Below are 14983 nucleotides of genomic sequence, written 5' to 3'. Positions count from 1 at the left end.
AAGCATGACGCACCGGCTGGGTCTCAGGCACACCAAATGCTGCCGGCCGCTGGGGAACCCCAAAGCGTCGGGACAAACCGTACACCAAGGACCGAGGCATGACGGAAATACAGCCCCTGCGTGTGCCATTTCACCGCAGCATGCGCGCCAAGCTGATGCTTGGTTTGCTGGTCATTCTGGTGATGATGCTGTCGGCCGTGCTGGCCGTGCTCTATGCGCGCGGGTACGAACTGCTGCTGGGCCGAGAGCGCGAATTGGCAAAGCGCAACGCCGAACAATTGGCCAGCGAGGTCAATCGCGAGTTGGCGGTCGCTGAGGGCCTCGCGGCGGCGTTGAGCAAGCTGGGCGAGAATCTGCCCAAGGACGAATCCCTGTGGATGGCGCTGGTGCCCCAGATCATCAACATCGATGGCCGGACCGATTTGATCGCTGGCGGCGGCATCTGGCCCGAGCCCTACACCTTTGATTCGAGCCGCGCCCGGCGCAGCTTTTTCTGGGGCCGCGCGCCCAGCGGGGCGTTGCAGTATTTTGACGATTACAACACGCTGGCGGGCCCGGGCTACCATGACGAGGAATGGTACGTGCCGGCCCGGCACCAACAAGGTGGGCGCTGTTATTGGTCGCGCTCGTATCGAGACCCTTACAGTGCCGAGCCCATGGTCACCTGTACCATGGCAATGCATCACGAGGGGCAATTCAGCGGGGTCAGTACGGTTGACCTGAAGTTGTCCGGGTTGCAGCAGTTCCTGATCAATCGCGGGCACGAATTTAGCGGGTATGCGTTTGCGCTCGATCGCAATGGCGTACTCGTAACCGCGCCGCACGCCACCCACGACCGAGGCAATCAGATCACGCCGCAGCCGGTCGAGTCGCTGGCCGTATTTGCCAGCACCCATCCGGCCTATCGGGCAATGTCCGACTGGCTGCTGCAACCATTGCCCATGCCGGTGCCCCGGGGCGCTGAGATTCTGGCTGAGAAGATCGACAGTGCGACGCCGACGATCGACGCCGACGAGTCGCTGCGCATTGCGATGCAACTGCAAGCGCCAGCGAATCACCCAGCGTTCCTCCGGCAGGAGACGCTGCAAACCGACCCACTCCTCAATGAACCGGTGCTCCTGACGCACCTGATTCAAGCAAACTCGAATTGGCAACTGGTCCTCGTGCAGCCCGAACGGCTGGTCCGGGAATCCGTGTTCGCAATCATGCGGCGCGTCGCGACCGCCCTGGTGCTGACGATCGTGGCTGTCATGGTGCTCGCCGGTTGGATGTTGCGCCGGATGCTGGTGGAGCCGATTCAGCAGCTCGCCGAACAACTGAACACGGCAAACGCTTCGGAGCAGGGACAACATGTGGTGGTGGCGAGTACCGACGAAATCGGACTGCTCGCGGGCCAGATCAACCAGTATGCGGACCGGATCGCGGTCAATGCCGAGGCGGCGGAGACCGCGGCGGAACAGTTTCGGGCCGTCGCCGAGCTCGCCCATGACGCCCTGATCCAGGTCGATGACCATGGCCAGATCGTCGATGCAAATCGCGCTGCCGATCAGATGTTCGGTTTCCGTAGTGTGGAGTGGCGCGGGCTGCCCTTTCAGCAACTGATGAGCTGGGATCCCCGTCAGGAAATTGGTGCCGACACGACACTCGATATTGGCAGCCGGGCCGCCAGCCAGATTCGCCAGATCAGCGCGCAGCGCCGCGATGGCACGGCGTTCCCGGCCGAAGTGTCGGTCAGCTACTGGCGGGGTCCGAAGTTCGGCCGTTACAACGTTCAAGTCAGTGACATTACGGAACGCTTGCGGAACGAGGAGCAGGTTCGGCTCCTCGCCACGCATGATGTGCTGACTGGCCTACCCAACCGTACACTATTCCGAGATCGCCTAGCGCGGGCGGTCGAGCGCAGCCAGATCGATGCCAGCCTGATGGGACTGCTGCTGATTGATCTGGATCACTTCAAGCTGGCCAACGATTCACTTGGGCACGAAGCCGGCGACCAACTGCTGCGAGTCGTCGCACAACGACTGCTCGGTTGCATCCGCCGGGGCGACACTCTGGCGCGACTCGGTGGCGACGAATTCGGTGTACTGCTTCCCGAGCTCGATGATCCGGCGATGGCGGCAATCATTGCTGGCCGAGCGCTGGAAACCTTGTCAGAACCGGTCGAACTGAACGGCCAGCGCGTGCAGATGGGCGCGAGTATCGGCATTGCGTTGTGCCCGATTGATGACGATCAGGCGGACGAGTTGCTTCGCAAGGTCGATCTCGCGATGTACCACGCCAAAGCGGAAGGCCGGAACACCTACCGGTTCTTCACCAAGGAGCTGCATGCCGCGCTGATCGAGCGCAAGACGCTGCTGGACGAGCTCACCATAGCCGTACACGAGCAACAGTTCGAACTGCACTTCCAGCCCGTCATTCAAGTCGAGCGCGGGAATTTGTACGGTTTCGAAGCACTGGTGCGCTGGCGGCATCCGACTCAAGGATTGATCCTGCCCGACCGGTTCATCCCCATTGCCGAGCAATCGGGCCTGATCGTGCCGCTCGGCCATTGGGTGATCAGCCAGGCGTGCGCCGAACTGGCCGCTTGGCAAAAGCGTGAGCAGACCCAGGCCCGGCTCGCACTCAACTTGTCGCTGGCTCAGTTCCGCGATCTCGATCTGACGAACCACTTGGCGTTCTGCCTGACGCAGCATGGGCTGCGGCCGGAGCAACTGGAGCTCGAACTGACCGAAACTGTGCTGATGCACGATCATGATGCGGCGACCGACATCATGCATGGCCTGCGTGCCCTGGGGATTGGGCTCGCAGTCGACGATTTTGGCACGGGCTATTCGTCGCTCGCCTACCTGAAGCGGTTCCCGGTCCAGAAGCTCAAGATCGACAAGAGTTTCGTGTTCGGCCTCAGCTCCAGCGAGGACAGCGCAGCGATTTGCCGGTCGATCATTGCGCTCGGACACACGCTTGGGTTGCTGATTGTTGCCGAAGGCGTCGAAACCGCCCTCGATCTCGCGTTTCTGAAGGCCTTCCGCTGTGAGCTCGCCCAGGGCTTTCATTTCAGCGAGGCGAAGCCGCTCAATGCATTCACCAAGACCATGTGGCCGGCGGCGTAACGCACATCGCGATTCATGCTCGTGGCACGCCGCGGTGCGGATGGTGCGCCTGACGGCAGGTCGCGGCCGGTGTATGGCCGGGCGCGCTTACGCAACCAGAGCATGGGCGGCGCTTCGAGGGCAGCGGCTTTCGGTGTAAGGTAGGCGATCTGATTCAGCATCGCAGCACGGGTTGACATGCAGAAGTTTGCTTACCGCCACGTACGAGCGTGGACCACATGAGTGCCGATACGGGCACCGGCAGTCTGCAACAAGCGTTGCAGCAAGCGCAGAGCCTGCTCCAGCGCACCCCCGAACTCGCACTCGCCCAAACCGACGAAATCCTCAAAGTCATTCCCGAACAAGCGGATGCGCGCCTTCTGAAGGCGGCGTGCCTACGCCGGCTGAATCGTCTCGACGCCGCCCGTGCCGTGATGGACCCGCTGCGTCAGCAGTTTCCGCGCTCGGCGGCGGTTTGGCTCGAATGGGGTTTGCTCGCTGGTCGGCTCGGCAAGGGCGATGCCGCGGGCCGATCCCTGGCGCGAGCAGCCGACCTGGACCCGGGTTTGCCAGGCGTCTGGCTGGCGCTCGCTGATCATCTGAGTGCGGTTGACGACACTGACGGCGCACAGCGCGCGCTCGCCCGGCATCTCCGCCATTCCGCCCGCGATCCGGAACTCCTTCAGGCCGCCGATGCGCTGGTCGCGAATCGCATCCCTGAGGCCGAACAGCGCTTACGCCAGCGCCTGTACCGGAGCCCGACAGATGTTTCGGCGATTCGGATGATGGCCGAGGTTGCCGGCCGGCTGGGCCGTAACGACGATGCGATTCACCTGCTCCGGCGCAGTCTGGAGCTCGCGCCGGACTTCCACACGGCCCGCCAGCAGTTGGCCACCGTGCTGCACCGGCACAATCACCCGGAAGCCGCGCTGGCCGAGATCGAGTTGTTGCTGAACATTGATCCAGAGCATGCCGCGATCCGCAATCTGAAGGCCGCCGTGCTCTGTCGAACCGGCGACTACGACACGGCGCTCGCGCTCTATGCCGATCTCCTGAAACAGTTTCCCAATCAAGCCCGGCTTGCGCTGAGCTATGGGCACGCGCTGAAAACGGCCGGACGCCAGGCCGATTCAATCGCGGCCTACCGCCAGGCGATTGCCGCGGAACCAGGCTTCGGCGAGGCGTATTGGAGCCTCGCGAATCTCAAGACCTTTCGGTTCAGCGCTGCCGATGTTGCAACCATTGAGGCCCAGCTGGCGCGTGCCGATCTCGCAACGGATCAGCGCTCGCAGTTCGAATTTGCGCTCGGCAAGGCCTTTGAGGACCAAGGCGAGTACGAGGTGTCATTCCGGCACTACGATGTGGGCAACCGCCTACGCCGCGACATCGTACCGTATCGCGCGGCCGATGCCACTGCACGTGTCCGGCGCTCCCAAGCGGTCTTCACGCGCAGCTGTTTTGCCGAACGGCAGGGCTTTGGCAACCCCGCGCCCGACCCGATTTTCGTCGTGGGCCTGCCGCGATCTGGCTCGACGCTGATCGAGCAGATCCTGTCGAGTCACAGTCAGGTCGAGGGCACGATGGAGCTGCCCGAAATCATTTCGATCACGCGCACGCTGCGCGAACGGGCCGAGGCCAAGGGGCTAAGCTCCTACCATCAGTTGCTCACCGAACTGCCAAACGAAGAACTGGTGGCGCTCGGCCAGTTCTATCTGGACCGCACCCGCATTCAGCGCAAACAGGGCCGGCCGTTGTTCATCGACAAGATGCCGAACAACTTCTTCCACATCGGTCTGATTCATCTGATGCTGCCGAATGCGAAGATCATCGATGCCCGCCGGCACCCTCTGGCCTGCTGCTTTTCCGGCTTCAAACAATATTTTGCACGCGGCCAGAACTTCAGTTATGGGCTCAGCGACCTGGGCGCCTACTACCGCGACTATGTTGCCCTGATGGCCCATTTCGATGCGGTCCTGCCCGGTCGCGTGCATCGTGTCATCTATGAGGACATGGTGGCCGACACTGAAGCGCAAGTCCGCGCCCTGCTCGCCTATTGTGGCCTCCCGTTCGAGGACGCCTGTCTGCGCTTCTACGAAAACAACCGGCCCGTCCGGACGGCGAGCTCAGAACAGGTCCGAAAACCGATTTACAAGGAAGGCGTCGACCAATGGCGGCATTTCGAGCCGTGGCTCGACCCACTGAAACTTGCGCTCGGGCCCGTGCTTGAGCACTATCCGCAGGTCCCCTCCTTCGAAACTGGCGAAGGGGATCAAGACAACGAATCGACATCCTACCCAGGGGAGACTGGTTATGAGGAAACATAAACAACACGGACGAAGCGTGCTCAGCCGGGCACCATTGGCAGCCGCGATCTGGCTGGCGATCAGTACGGTCGCTATCGCCCAGGACGACGCCGCGGCAACGGACGAGGCTGAGAAAGACGGCGCGACGCTGGAGACGATTACGGTCACAGCGCAAAAACGCACGGAGAATCTGCAGGAGGTGCCGATCAGCATTCAGGTGCTGAGCCCGGAAACCCTGCAGGAACAGAACATCAACGATTTCGACGACTTTGCGGTGCTCCTGCCCAGCGTTTCGCTGGATAGTGGCGGTCCGGGCTTCACCCGCGTCTACATGCGCGGTGTGGCCAGCGGCGAAAACGGCAACCATTCCGGCCCGCAACCGAGCGTCGGCATGTATCTGGACGAGCAGCCGATCACGACGATCACCGGCGCGCTGGACGTCCATATCTACGATGTGGAGCGCGTCGAAGCGCTTGCTGGCCCGCAAGGCACGCTGTACGGCGCCAGCTCGCAGGCCGGCACCATTCGCATCATCACCAACAAGCCCGATCCGAGCGGTTTTGCGGCCGGCTATGGGCTTGAAGCCAACAAGATCAGTGCCGGTGGCACCGGATATGTCGGCGAAGGCTATTTGAATCTGCCCTTGTCGGAAGCGGCCGCCATCCGCCTGGTTGGCTGGACCAAGGAAGACGCCGGTTACATCGACAATGTTTACGGCGAGCGGACCTTCCCGACCTCGGGCATTACCGCCAACAACGCCGCGTTTGTCGAGGACGACTACAACAATGTCACCACGACCGGCGCCCGCGCCGCGCTGAAGCTGGACTTCAACGAAAACTGGTCGGTGACGCCAACGATCATGGCGCAGCGCCAGGATCAGAATGGCTTGTTCGCCTATGACGAGGGTCTGGGCGAGCTCAACATCTCGCACGGCTACCCGGAACGTGCCGATGATGACTGGCGGCAGATCGCGCTGACGGTGCAGGGCAAGGTCGGCAACTTCGATCTGACCTACGCGTTCGCGCATCTGAAGCGCGATATCGAATCGGAAACCGACTACTCGGACTACGGCTTCTGGTACGACACGCTGCTCGGCTATGGCACGTACTTCTACGATGACAACGGCGACCTGGTGAACCCGGCGCAGTACATCCAGGCCGAAGACCGATTCAAGAAGCGCAGCCACGAAATCCGCCTGGCATCGCCGTCTGACGAGCGCTTCCGCTTTGTGGTCGGTACGTTCTGGCAACAGCAGTCGCACGACATTCAGCAGCGTTACCGGATTGACAATCTGGCATCGGCAATTTCGGTGCCCGGCTGGGAAGACACGATTTGGCTGACGAAGCAGGTGCGTCAGGATCATGACGAGGCCCTGTTCGGCGAAATGTCGTACGACCTGACCGAAACACTGACCGCCACGGTGGGCGCGCGCGTGTTCAAGGCCGAAAACAGCTTGAAGGGCTTCTTCGGCTTTGGCGCCGGCTACAGTGGCAGCACGGGTGAAGCGGCTTGCTTCGATCAAACCGACTTCAACGGCGCGCCTTGCATCAATCTGGACAAGAGCACCGATGAAGACGATTGGCTGGGCCGATTCAATCTGACCTGGCAGATCACGCCAGACAAGATGATCTACGGCACCTGGTCGGAAGGCTATCGCCCGGGCGGCATCAATCGCCGCGGCACCCTACCGCCGTATGTATCGGACTTCCTGACCAACTGGGAAGCGGGGTGGAAAACATCCTGGGCCGATAACACCGTCATGTGGAACGGCGCCGTGTTCCAGGAAAACTGGGACGACTTCCAGTTCTCGCTGTTGGGTTTGAACGGCCTCACCGAAATCAAGAACGCCAACCAGGCCCGCATCCGCGGCTTGGAATCGGACTTGACCTGGGCGGCCACGTACAACTTACGCCTCAGCGGCGGCATTTCGATCCTGGATGCGGAGCTGACCGAGAACTATTGCGGTTTCACCGACGACGACGGCAATCCGGTAACGGCTTGCGCCGAGCCGGAAGCCCCGTCCGGCACGCGTCTGCCAATCTCGGCAAAGTTCAAAGGCAACGTGACGGCCCGTTACACGTGGGATTCGGAGCGCGAGCCATACTTCCAGGCCACGTTGGTGCACGAGGGCAAGCGCGAGTCGGATCTGCGTCTTGAAGAGCGTGACATTCTGGGTGATCTGCCGTCGTACACCACGCTCGACCTGTCGGCAGGGTTCCGCTGGAACAATATGGCGATCGACTTCTTCCTGCGTAACGCCACGGATGAAGTGGCCGAGTTCTCACGCTTTGTGCAGTGTCCGGAAACCGTGTGCGGCGCGCAGCGCTACATCTCGGTCAACCAGCCACGGACGTTTGGCGTGCGGTTCTCGCAGGAGTTCTGATTCGTCACCAACGTGGTGGTTGTCCGAGAACCCCGCCTTTGCCGGCGGGGTTTTCTTTTGGGGTTTCGTGACTTGGCACAGCGTGCGCTCTGGCCTCTGACTCTGGCTTTTCTTGTATCCGTGTGCGAACCGGCAGCAATCGCCGTTTTTCCACGTACTGTCACCCGGAGTCCAGCCCATGAGCCGTTTGAATACCCTGAAAGTGTTGGCCCTGAGCCTCAGCCTGATCCTGATCGGCCGTGCCGACGCCGCCTCGGTGAACGCCGAGTTCGTGTTGAATGGCCAATCGCTGAAGCCCTCGCAAGTCGCCGCGTTCCGCATTCGCGATAGCTTCAATCCGCGCGAGCAGGAAACCTATGTGATGCTGACCTCGGAGCCCGTCGATGCCGCCGCCATTGTCGCCGATCTCGACCCTTATGCCCGCGCAATCAATGATCCGGCAGCCAACGCCGACCATTTGAATTTTTTCGTCAAGAGCAATGGCGACGTCAGCATGAACGCCAAAGTCGGCGGGACCCAGTATTTGGACAGTTCCGGCAAGATCATGGGGCAACAGGGCGGGCTGATTGCCGAATGCCGTCAAAACACCAAGACCGAAGTCGCGTGCACTGTGAAGTCGGCCAAGCCAACCAAGAATGATGGCGATTCGTGGACCGTTGTCGCCGAGTTCAGCGCGCCCGTTCAGAGTCGCCCGGAAGGAACGCCCCTGGCAGCGGACGGCGGCGCCGCAGGCAAGTCGTTCAATGCACTCGCCAAAGCGATCCAAGGCGATGATCTAACCGCCATTCTCGCGCTGCTGACCGCGACCGCCGGTGCCGACTTTCAGCGTGACTACAACACGCCGGAGGAAAACCTGGCCTGGGCCAAGGACCTGCTCGGGACCCGCATTCCGAAAAAAGCCAAGGTCACCGGCGGCGAGCAGTTGGCCGCTGACCATGTGCTGCTGGAAGTCGTCGGCGAGCCTTGGGAAGGCAGCAAGATGCTGTACCAAGTCGAATACCGGCACGTCGATGGCAAATGGTTGTATGAAACCAGCAGCACGGTGGGCATGCTGCGCTGAGGGGCGCTTCCTTGGGTCGCTCTGCTGCCGCCTTTGCGAGTCAGAGCCGCGAGATTGAACCTCACCCCGGATCAAGTCCGGGGTGACCTGGGATCAAGTCCGGGGTGACCTGGGATCAAGTTCGGGGTGACGAGGGATCAAGTTCGGGGTGACGAATCGTGAGGGTGTCTGTCGCGGCCCGAACCGCTGCTCCAGATGCTGGGCAGGAGGAGTAACCCAAGGACTTCCAATCCCCCTCTCGTCACCCCGGACTTGATTCGGGGTGGGTTTGGGGGCATCGGCAACCAAACGAATCAAACACTTGCTGCAGAACGTCCGCGTCATCACAGCCCCCGCCCCCGCGAACCGCTACACTGTGCGTTGGTCTTAAAGCACGGAATTTCTCATGGCGCTGGAGCGCAACCACGTTGAACAGATCCTGGCGGGCATTATCGACCCGCACAGCGGTCAGAATCTCAAAGAGCTGAACGCGATCAAAGGCATTGCCATCCAAGGCGAACGGGCCGCCGTTGACATTCAGCTGCCGTATCCGGCCAACGGTTACGTTGATTTGCTGAAAACCGAAATCGAAGCAGCGCTCGGCGCTGCGGCTGGCGCCGTGCTGGTGTCGTGGCGTGTGTACTCGCACAAGGTCCAGAATGAGTTGACACCCCTGCCGAATATCAAAAACGTCATCGCCGTGGCCTCGGGCAAGGGTGGTGTTGGCAAATCGACGACTGCCGCCAATCTGGCCTTGGCGTTGCAAGCCGAAGGCGCACGCGTGGGCATTCTGGACGCCGACATCTACGGCCCCAGCCAGCCGCGAATGATGGGTGTTGCCGGCAAGCCGGACTCGAAAGACGGCAAGAGCATCGAGCCGAAAATCGGCCACGGTGTGCAGGTGATGTCGATCGGCTTCATGATCGAAGAAGACACACCGATGATCTGGCGCGGCCCGATGGTCACCCAGGCATTGCAACAACTGCTGACCGATACCAATTGGCAGGATCTCGATTACCTGATCATCGACCTGCCGCCGGGCACCGGTGACATCCAACTCACACTCTGCCAACGCGTGCCAGTGTCTGGCGCGCTGATCGTCACCACACCGCAGGACATCGCCCTCCTCGATGCCAAGAAGGCGTTGAAGATGTTCGAGAAGGTCGAAGTGCCCGTGCTCGGCATTGTCGAGAACATGGCGCTGCACCAATGCACGAACTGCGGCCACATCGAGCACATCTTTGGCGAGGGCGGGGCGGCAAAAATGAGCCACCAGTACGGCGTACCGGTACTCGGTGCATTGCCCTTGCAGTTGCAAATCCGCGAGCAGGCCGACAATGGCACGCCAACGGTAGCCGCCAGCCCGAATGCCCCGGCCACGCAGATTTACCGCCAGATTGCCCGCAAAACGGCGGCGCGCTTGAGCCTGCAGGCCAGAAACAAGAAGATCGCCTTTCCCAATATCGTCATTCAGAACACATGAGCATCAAATCCGACCGCTGGATCCGGCGCATGGCCGAATCACAAGGCATGATCGAACCGTACGCGCCCGGCCAGGTGCGGCACGCGGAAAACGGTCAGCGCATTGTCTCGTATGGCACGTCGAGCTACGGCTACGACGTACGCTGCGCGAATGAGTTCAAGATTTTCACGAACATCAACTCAACGATCGTCGACCCCAAGGCGTTCGATCCGCAGAGTTTTGTCGACATCCGTTCGGACGTCTGCATCATTCCGCCGAATTCGTTCGCACTCGCCCGCACTGTGGAGTATTTCCGGATTCCGCGGAACGTTTTGGTGGTTTGCCTCGGCAAGAGCACCTACGCGCGCTGCGGCATCATCGTCAATGTCACGCCGCTCGAACCGGAGTGGGAAGGCCATGTGACGCTGGAGTTCTCGAACACCACACCGCTACCCGCCAAGATTTACGCAAACGAAGGGGTGGCGCAGATGCTGTTCTACGAATCCGACGAAGTCTGCGAGACCTCGTACAAGGATCGTGGTGGCAAGTATCAAGGCCAGACTGGCGTCACATTACCGAAGGCCTGATTACACAACCTATGTCTGACGAGAATCCCTTTTCGCCCCCCAAGACGGACTTGTCTGGAGAGTCTGCGAAACACGCATCACCGAATCCGTCGGATGGGCTTGGCGCAGGCCAGACGGGCCCGAATAACGACGAGCCCGAGTTGGCCGAGATCATCATTCGGTTTCTCGGCTTCGTGATCGACAACATCCTGTTGCTGATCTTCGTGATTCCAGCCATGTGGTTCGGCGGCTATTTCAAGGCCGCCATGACCGGCAACGTCGGCATCGGTGAAGTGTTGCTGTGGACGGCGATCAGTTTCGGTCTCATGGTGCTGTTGCAGGGCTACCCGTTGTACGCCCGCGGACAAACCTGGGCGAAGTGGCTGCTCGATATTCGCATCGTCGACCTGCAAGGCAAGCAGCCCGAGTTCTGGCGCTTGCTGGTAATGCGCTATCTGGCGCCGGGGGTGCTGCAAGCGATCCCGTTGCTCGGCCCCGCCTTCAGCCTCGCCGACGCGTTATACATTTTCGGCGCCCAGCGGCGCTGTTTGCACGACTATTTTGCTGGTACCCGGGTCATCAACGTTCAACGTCGGTAAGGAGTTCACCATGAAATTGCGTTTCGGACTGCTCATGCTCGCCACTGTGATGGCTGGTCCCGCTCTCGCGGGCAAGGACATCAAGGTCAAGCAGATTGACGATACCCACTACGAGATTGATGCGTTTACGATGGGCATCAACGAGCTCGGCGGTTACTTGGCCAGTCTGAAGGAAGACGAAGGCGCGGAGCGCGTGATCCTCTCGGGCGGTAATCCGGAAAGCGAAACCAAGCTCGCGGCGCTCGCGGGCCGGATTGGGCTCGTCACCGTACGTCGGAACGGCGATGTCATTCCCGTACCGGCAGCACCCGCGCCGGCACCAGCTGCCACCCCGGCACCGGCCGCTGCGCCTGCTCAAGCCGCTGCGCCTGCTGATGCCGCTGCACCTGCTGAAGCCGCTGCACCTGCTGAAGCCGCTGCGCCTGCTGAAGCCGCTGCGCCTGTTGATGCCGCTGCGCCTGCTGAGGCGGCTGCACCTGCTGAGGCGGCTGCACCTGCTGAGGCGGCTGCACCTGCTGAGGCGGCTGCACCTGCTGAAGCGGCTGCGCCTGCTGAGACTGCTGCGGCGACCGAAACCGCGGCGCCTGCAGAAGCCGATCAAAGCAACGACTTTGAGGATCCCAAACACTGAACGCTGAGGTCCTACCCATCGGTGCCGGGGTCCAGGCACCGAAAGGCGCGCGCGCCACTTTGCTGGCGCTCTGGCCCTATGTTTGGCGATTCCGTCAGCGGGTGTTTCTCGCGCTGATCTGCTTGGTCGCGGCCAAGCTTTCCATCATCGGCGTGCCGGTGCTTTTGAAGCGCATCGTCGATACGCTGAACGTCGCACCCGATATTCGCCTGGCGCCATTGGCGTTGCTGCTGGCCTACGGCGCCTTGCGATTGTCGTCTACGATTTTTCAGGAACTCAGGCAGATTCTGTTCGCGCGCGTCATGGCGCGTACGGCCCGATTGCTGACGCTGCAGGTGTTCGAGCATCTGCACGCACTGTCACTCAAGTTCCATTTGAATCGCCGCACCGGCGCGGTTTCGCGCGATCTCGAGCGCGGGATGGAGGCGGTCACCGATTTGCTTGACTGGACCGTCTACACGATTCTGCCAACCCTGTTCGAGATCACGGTCGTCTGCATCATTCTGATTCGCACGTTTGACTGGACCTTCGCGCTGATCACGCTGACCACGATTGCCTGCTATGTCACCTACACGTTCACTGTCACCGAGTGGCGAATTCGCTATTACCGGGCCAAGAACGAAGCGAACACGCGCGCAGCGGGCCGTGCGGTGGACTCACTGCTGAACTACGAAACCGTCAAGTACTTCAACAACGAACGCTTTGAGTCAGACAGCTACAACCAGACGCTCCGCGATCAGGAGGAGGCCGAGGTCAAGGCCCTGAAGTCGCTCGCCGTACTGAACATTGGCCAAAGCAGCATTGTGGCGATTGGCTTGACGCTGTTGGTCTGGCGTGCGGCTGAAGGCGTGGCAGCCAATACGCTCAGTATCGGCGATTTGGTCATGGTGAACGCCTTCTTGATCCAGCTGGCAATGCCGTTGAATTATCTCGGCATGGTGTATCGAGAGGTGAAGCAGGCCTTGACCAATATCGAGAACATGTTTGCGCTGCTCGCCGAGCAACGCGATGTCGCCGATTCTCCGGGCGCCCGCGATTTGGATCCGGGCACTGGCGGGATCGTGTTCGACCAGGTGGTGTTTGCCTATGAACCCGAGCGGCCGATCCTGCGCGGCATTTCGTTCGAGGTGAAACCTGGCGAGTCGGTAGCGGTGGTGGGCACGACTGGCGCCGGCAAGTCCACGCTGGCCCGCCTGCTGTTCCGCTTCTACGACGTGCAGTCGGGCAGCATTCGGATCAACGGCCAGGATTTGCGTGCGGTGACGCAGAGCTCCTTGCGTCAGGCGATTGGCATCGTGCCCCAGGACACCGTGCTGTTCAATGACTCGATCGGCTTCAACATTCGCTACGGCCGCGTTGATGCCACGGATGCCGCCGTACAGGAGGCCGCTCGCGCCGCCCAGCTCAGTCATTTGATCACCGAGATGCCAAAGGGGTTTGACACCCTGGTTGGTGAACGCGGGCTCAAACTCTCTGGCGGCGAGAAACAACGCGTCGCGATCGCGCGAACGGTGCTGAAGAATCCGCCGATTCTGATTCTCGACGAAGCCACGTCGGCGCTCGATACCCGCACCGAGCGGCGCATTCAGGCCGAGTTGGAGCAACTCGCAAAGAACCGTACCAGTCTAATCATCGCCCATCGCCTATCGACGATCGTCCATGCTGATCAGATTCTCGTCATGGATCACGGCCAAATCGTCGAACGTGGGCGCCACGACGAATTACTCGCCATGAGAGGCCGCTACGCGCAACTCTGGGCGTTGCAGCAGCACGAACAGCAGGAGGCCCTTGCCCATGAGCCCGCGTAGATTCGGCTTGCTGACCGTTGCATTGGGCACACTGATTTTGGCGGGCTGCCATAGCTACTCTGGCGAGGACGAGGTTCCTGAAGCGGCCAAGGCCCTGGGTTGCCCGGATCTGACAGGCACCTACGCCATCCCGGAGGCCAGCGTCGAACTGGATCCGCGGGAATGGCTGGGCTACCACGCCAAGGGCAAGACTTGGCAGAGTTTCAGCCTGCAGGCCATCGTGCCAGGGGCGCCGGTTTACGTGAGTCTGCGCCGTACTGATTCAGAAATCGCCAACGAAGTCGCGGCCCTGAAAGCCAGTCGCCCGAAGGCTTACAACGCGTGGTTGGACAAGGCGAGCCTCAGTTACGTCGAACGCGGCGTCACCCGGCGCGCGCATTACGACGCGCTCGGCGAACTCGGGCCGACCCCCGAGATTGGCTTCAGCACACCCTCCGGAATTTGCATCGATAGTTGGTTCGAGTATCCGGGCGATCACGCCTCGAATGAAGACTATACGGCCCTCGCGCTGGATGCCGACAAGCATTTGCTCATCAAGGCCACACGCACCACGCGCGACGAGTTTCCGATCTGGTGCGGCGATGGATGCAAAGGCATTCCTTACGCATGGCACACTAAGGTCAGCTGGGTCCGCGCCAAGCGCATCGAGAACGCCAAGCCCTGGGTCTTCAAGGCGCCTGCCGAGCCCGAAGCACCCGCCGTTGATGCATATGACGACCGCGATCCTCGCGTTGCGGCCTTCCGTCAACGCGTATTCGCAGCGCTTCCCGAAGGCGCCACGATGTTCAATTTCCACCTCCGCTCGGATGGGGTGATCTTCTCCGGCACCGCCAAGACCCATGACGATCTCGAAGCGATCAAACGCCTGTTGAGCCAGGACAGCATCGTCGTCGCGGTCCATCAACGCCGCGCCTGGGTTACTAACCGCGGCGACATTGAGTTCGCGCTAGAAATTCCCTTGGAAGCACCTTAACGACGGTGTCAGCCATTTCTTGCGGGAGTGGCTTCAGAGCCGAATCAACGATGCATCAACGGTCGACACGGGCCGGCCCATCACGCCGACTTGACCTGATTGACCGAATATCATGCATCACCTTCGCGAC

At 61.2% G+C, this 14983-nt stretch carries 11 protein-coding genes; 10 read left to right on the top strand and 1 reads right to left on the bottom strand.

Annotated features, from left to right (window positions below; genetic code table 11):
* Window positions 1-98 precede the first annotated feature (98 nt).
* Window positions 99-3110, top strand: a complete 3012-nt coding sequence (locus C7S18_RS02385) for a bifunctional diguanylate cyclase/phosphodiesterase (RefSeq protein ID WP_106890039.1) — start codon at window positions 99-101, stop codon at window positions 3108-3110.
* Here the strand turns inward: C7S18_RS02385 and C7S18_RS24120 are convergent.
* The gene (locus C7S18_RS24120; protein ID WP_146151722.1) at window positions 3050-3289 is read right to left on the bottom strand and encodes a hypothetical protein; all 240 of its coding nucleotides are present in this window, start codon (window positions 3287-3289) and stop codon (window positions 3050-3052) included. The two genes, C7S18_RS02385 and C7S18_RS24120, sit on opposite strands and share 61 nt — an antisense overlap.
* Window positions 3290-3328: 39 nt before the next feature.
* Between C7S18_RS24120 and C7S18_RS02380 the strand changes: the two genes are divergently transcribed.
* The 9 genes from C7S18_RS02380 to C7S18_RS02340 all read left to right on the top strand — a co-directional run bounded on the left by C7S18_RS02380 (window position 3329) and on the right by C7S18_RS02340 (window position 14853).
* Window positions 3329-5413 (top strand): tetratricopeptide repeat-containing sulfotransferase family protein, encoded by a 2085-nt coding sequence (locus C7S18_RS02380; protein WP_106890038.1) that lies wholly within the window; start codon window positions 3329-3331, stop codon window positions 5411-5413.
* Window positions 5400-7775: a TonB-dependent receptor gene (locus C7S18_RS02375; protein ID WP_106890037.1), complete on the top strand. Its 2376-nt coding sequence runs from the start codon at window positions 5400-5402 to the stop codon at window positions 7773-7775. The genes C7S18_RS02380 and C7S18_RS02375 overlap by 14 nt, the downstream gene beginning before the upstream one ends.
* Before the next feature lie 178 nt (window positions 7776-7953).
* A complete protein-coding gene (locus C7S18_RS02370) occupies window positions 7954-8835 on the top strand; it encodes a hypothetical protein (protein WP_106890036.1) in 882 nt (293 codons plus the stop codon).
* Window positions 8836-9220: 385 nt separating this feature from the next.
* Window positions 9221-10297 carry an iron-sulfur cluster carrier protein ApbC gene (gene apbC, locus C7S18_RS02365; protein WP_106890035.1) on the top strand — a complete coding sequence of 359 codons (1077 nt, stop codon included), beginning with the start codon at window positions 9221-9223 and terminating at the stop codon, window positions 10295-10297.
* The gene (gene dcd / locus C7S18_RS02360; protein WP_106890034.1) at window positions 10294-10863 is read left to right on the top strand and encodes a dCTP deaminase; all 570 of its coding nucleotides are present in this window, start codon (window positions 10294-10296) and stop codon (window positions 10861-10863) included. Before apbC ends, dcd begins: the two co-directional genes overlap by 4 nt.
* 11 nt (window positions 10864-10874) lie before the next feature.
* Window positions 10875-11441 carry an RDD family protein gene (locus tag C7S18_RS02355; RefSeq protein ID WP_106890033.1) on the top strand — a complete coding sequence of 189 codons (567 nt, stop codon included), beginning with the start codon at window positions 10875-10877 and terminating at the stop codon, window positions 11439-11441.
* Window positions 11442-11451: 10 nt separating this feature from the next.
* Window positions 11452-12072 (top strand): hypothetical protein, encoded by a 621-nt coding sequence (locus C7S18_RS24680; protein ID WP_206207959.1) that lies wholly within the window; start codon window positions 11452-11454, stop codon window positions 12070-12072.
* Between the two features lie 59 nt (window positions 12073-12131).
* A complete protein-coding gene (locus tag C7S18_RS02345) occupies window positions 12132-13880 on the top strand; it encodes an ABCB family ABC transporter ATP-binding protein/permease (protein WP_240623969.1) in 1749 nt (582 codons plus the stop codon).
* The gene (locus tag C7S18_RS02340) at window positions 13867-14853 is read left to right on the top strand and encodes a hypothetical protein (RefSeq protein ID WP_106890031.1); all 987 of its coding nucleotides are present in this window, start codon (window positions 13867-13869) and stop codon (window positions 14851-14853) included. The genes C7S18_RS02345 and C7S18_RS02340 overlap by 14 nt, the downstream gene beginning before the upstream one ends.
* Window positions 14854-14983 lie beyond the last annotated feature (130 nt).

This window comes from Ahniella affigens (genome assembly GCF_003015185.1).
Taxonomy (GTDB): Bacteria; Pseudomonadota; Gammaproteobacteria; order Xanthomonadales; family Ahniellaceae; genus Ahniella; species Ahniella affigens.
This window is presented reverse-complemented; position numbering and strand designations above follow the sequence as displayed.

Excerpts from the sequence above, each read along its gene's own strand:
- C7S18_RS02370 (WP_106890036.1), top strand. The coding sequence starts at position 7,954 with ATGAGCCGTTTGAATACCCTGAAAGTGTTGGCCCTGAGCCTCAGCCTG.
- C7S18_RS02375 (WP_106890037.1), top strand. The coding sequence starts at position 5,400 with ATGAGGAAACATAAACAACACGGACGAAGCGTGCTCAGCCGGGCACCA.
- C7S18_RS02340 (WP_106890031.1), top strand. The coding sequence starts at position 13,867 with ATGAGCCCGCGTAGATTCGGCTTGCTGACCGTTGCATTGGGCACACTG.
- C7S18_RS02380 (WP_106890038.1), top strand. The coding sequence starts at position 3,329 with ATGAGTGCCGATACGGGCACCGGCAGTCTGCAACAAGCGTTGCAGCAA.
- C7S18_RS02355 (WP_106890033.1), top strand. The coding sequence starts at position 10,875 with ATGTCTGACGAGAATCCCTTTTCGCCCCCCAAGACGGACTTGTCTGGA.
- C7S18_RS24120 (WP_146151722.1), bottom strand. The coding sequence starts at position 3,289 with ATGTCAACCCGTGCTGCGATGCTGAATCAGATCGCCTACCTTACACCG.
- C7S18_RS24680 (WP_206207959.1), top strand. The coding sequence starts at position 11,452 with ATGAAATTGCGTTTCGGACTGCTCATGCTCGCCACTGTGATGGCTGGT.
- dcd (WP_106890034.1), top strand. The coding sequence starts at position 10,294 with ATGAGCATCAAATCCGACCGCTGGATCCGGCGCATGGCCGAATCACAA.
- C7S18_RS02385 (WP_106890039.1), top strand. The coding sequence starts at position 99 with ATGACGGAAATACAGCCCCTGCGTGTGCCATTTCACCGCAGCATGCGC.
- apbC (WP_106890035.1), top strand. The coding sequence starts at position 9,221 with ATGGCGCTGGAGCGCAACCACGTTGAACAGATCCTGGCGGGCATTATC.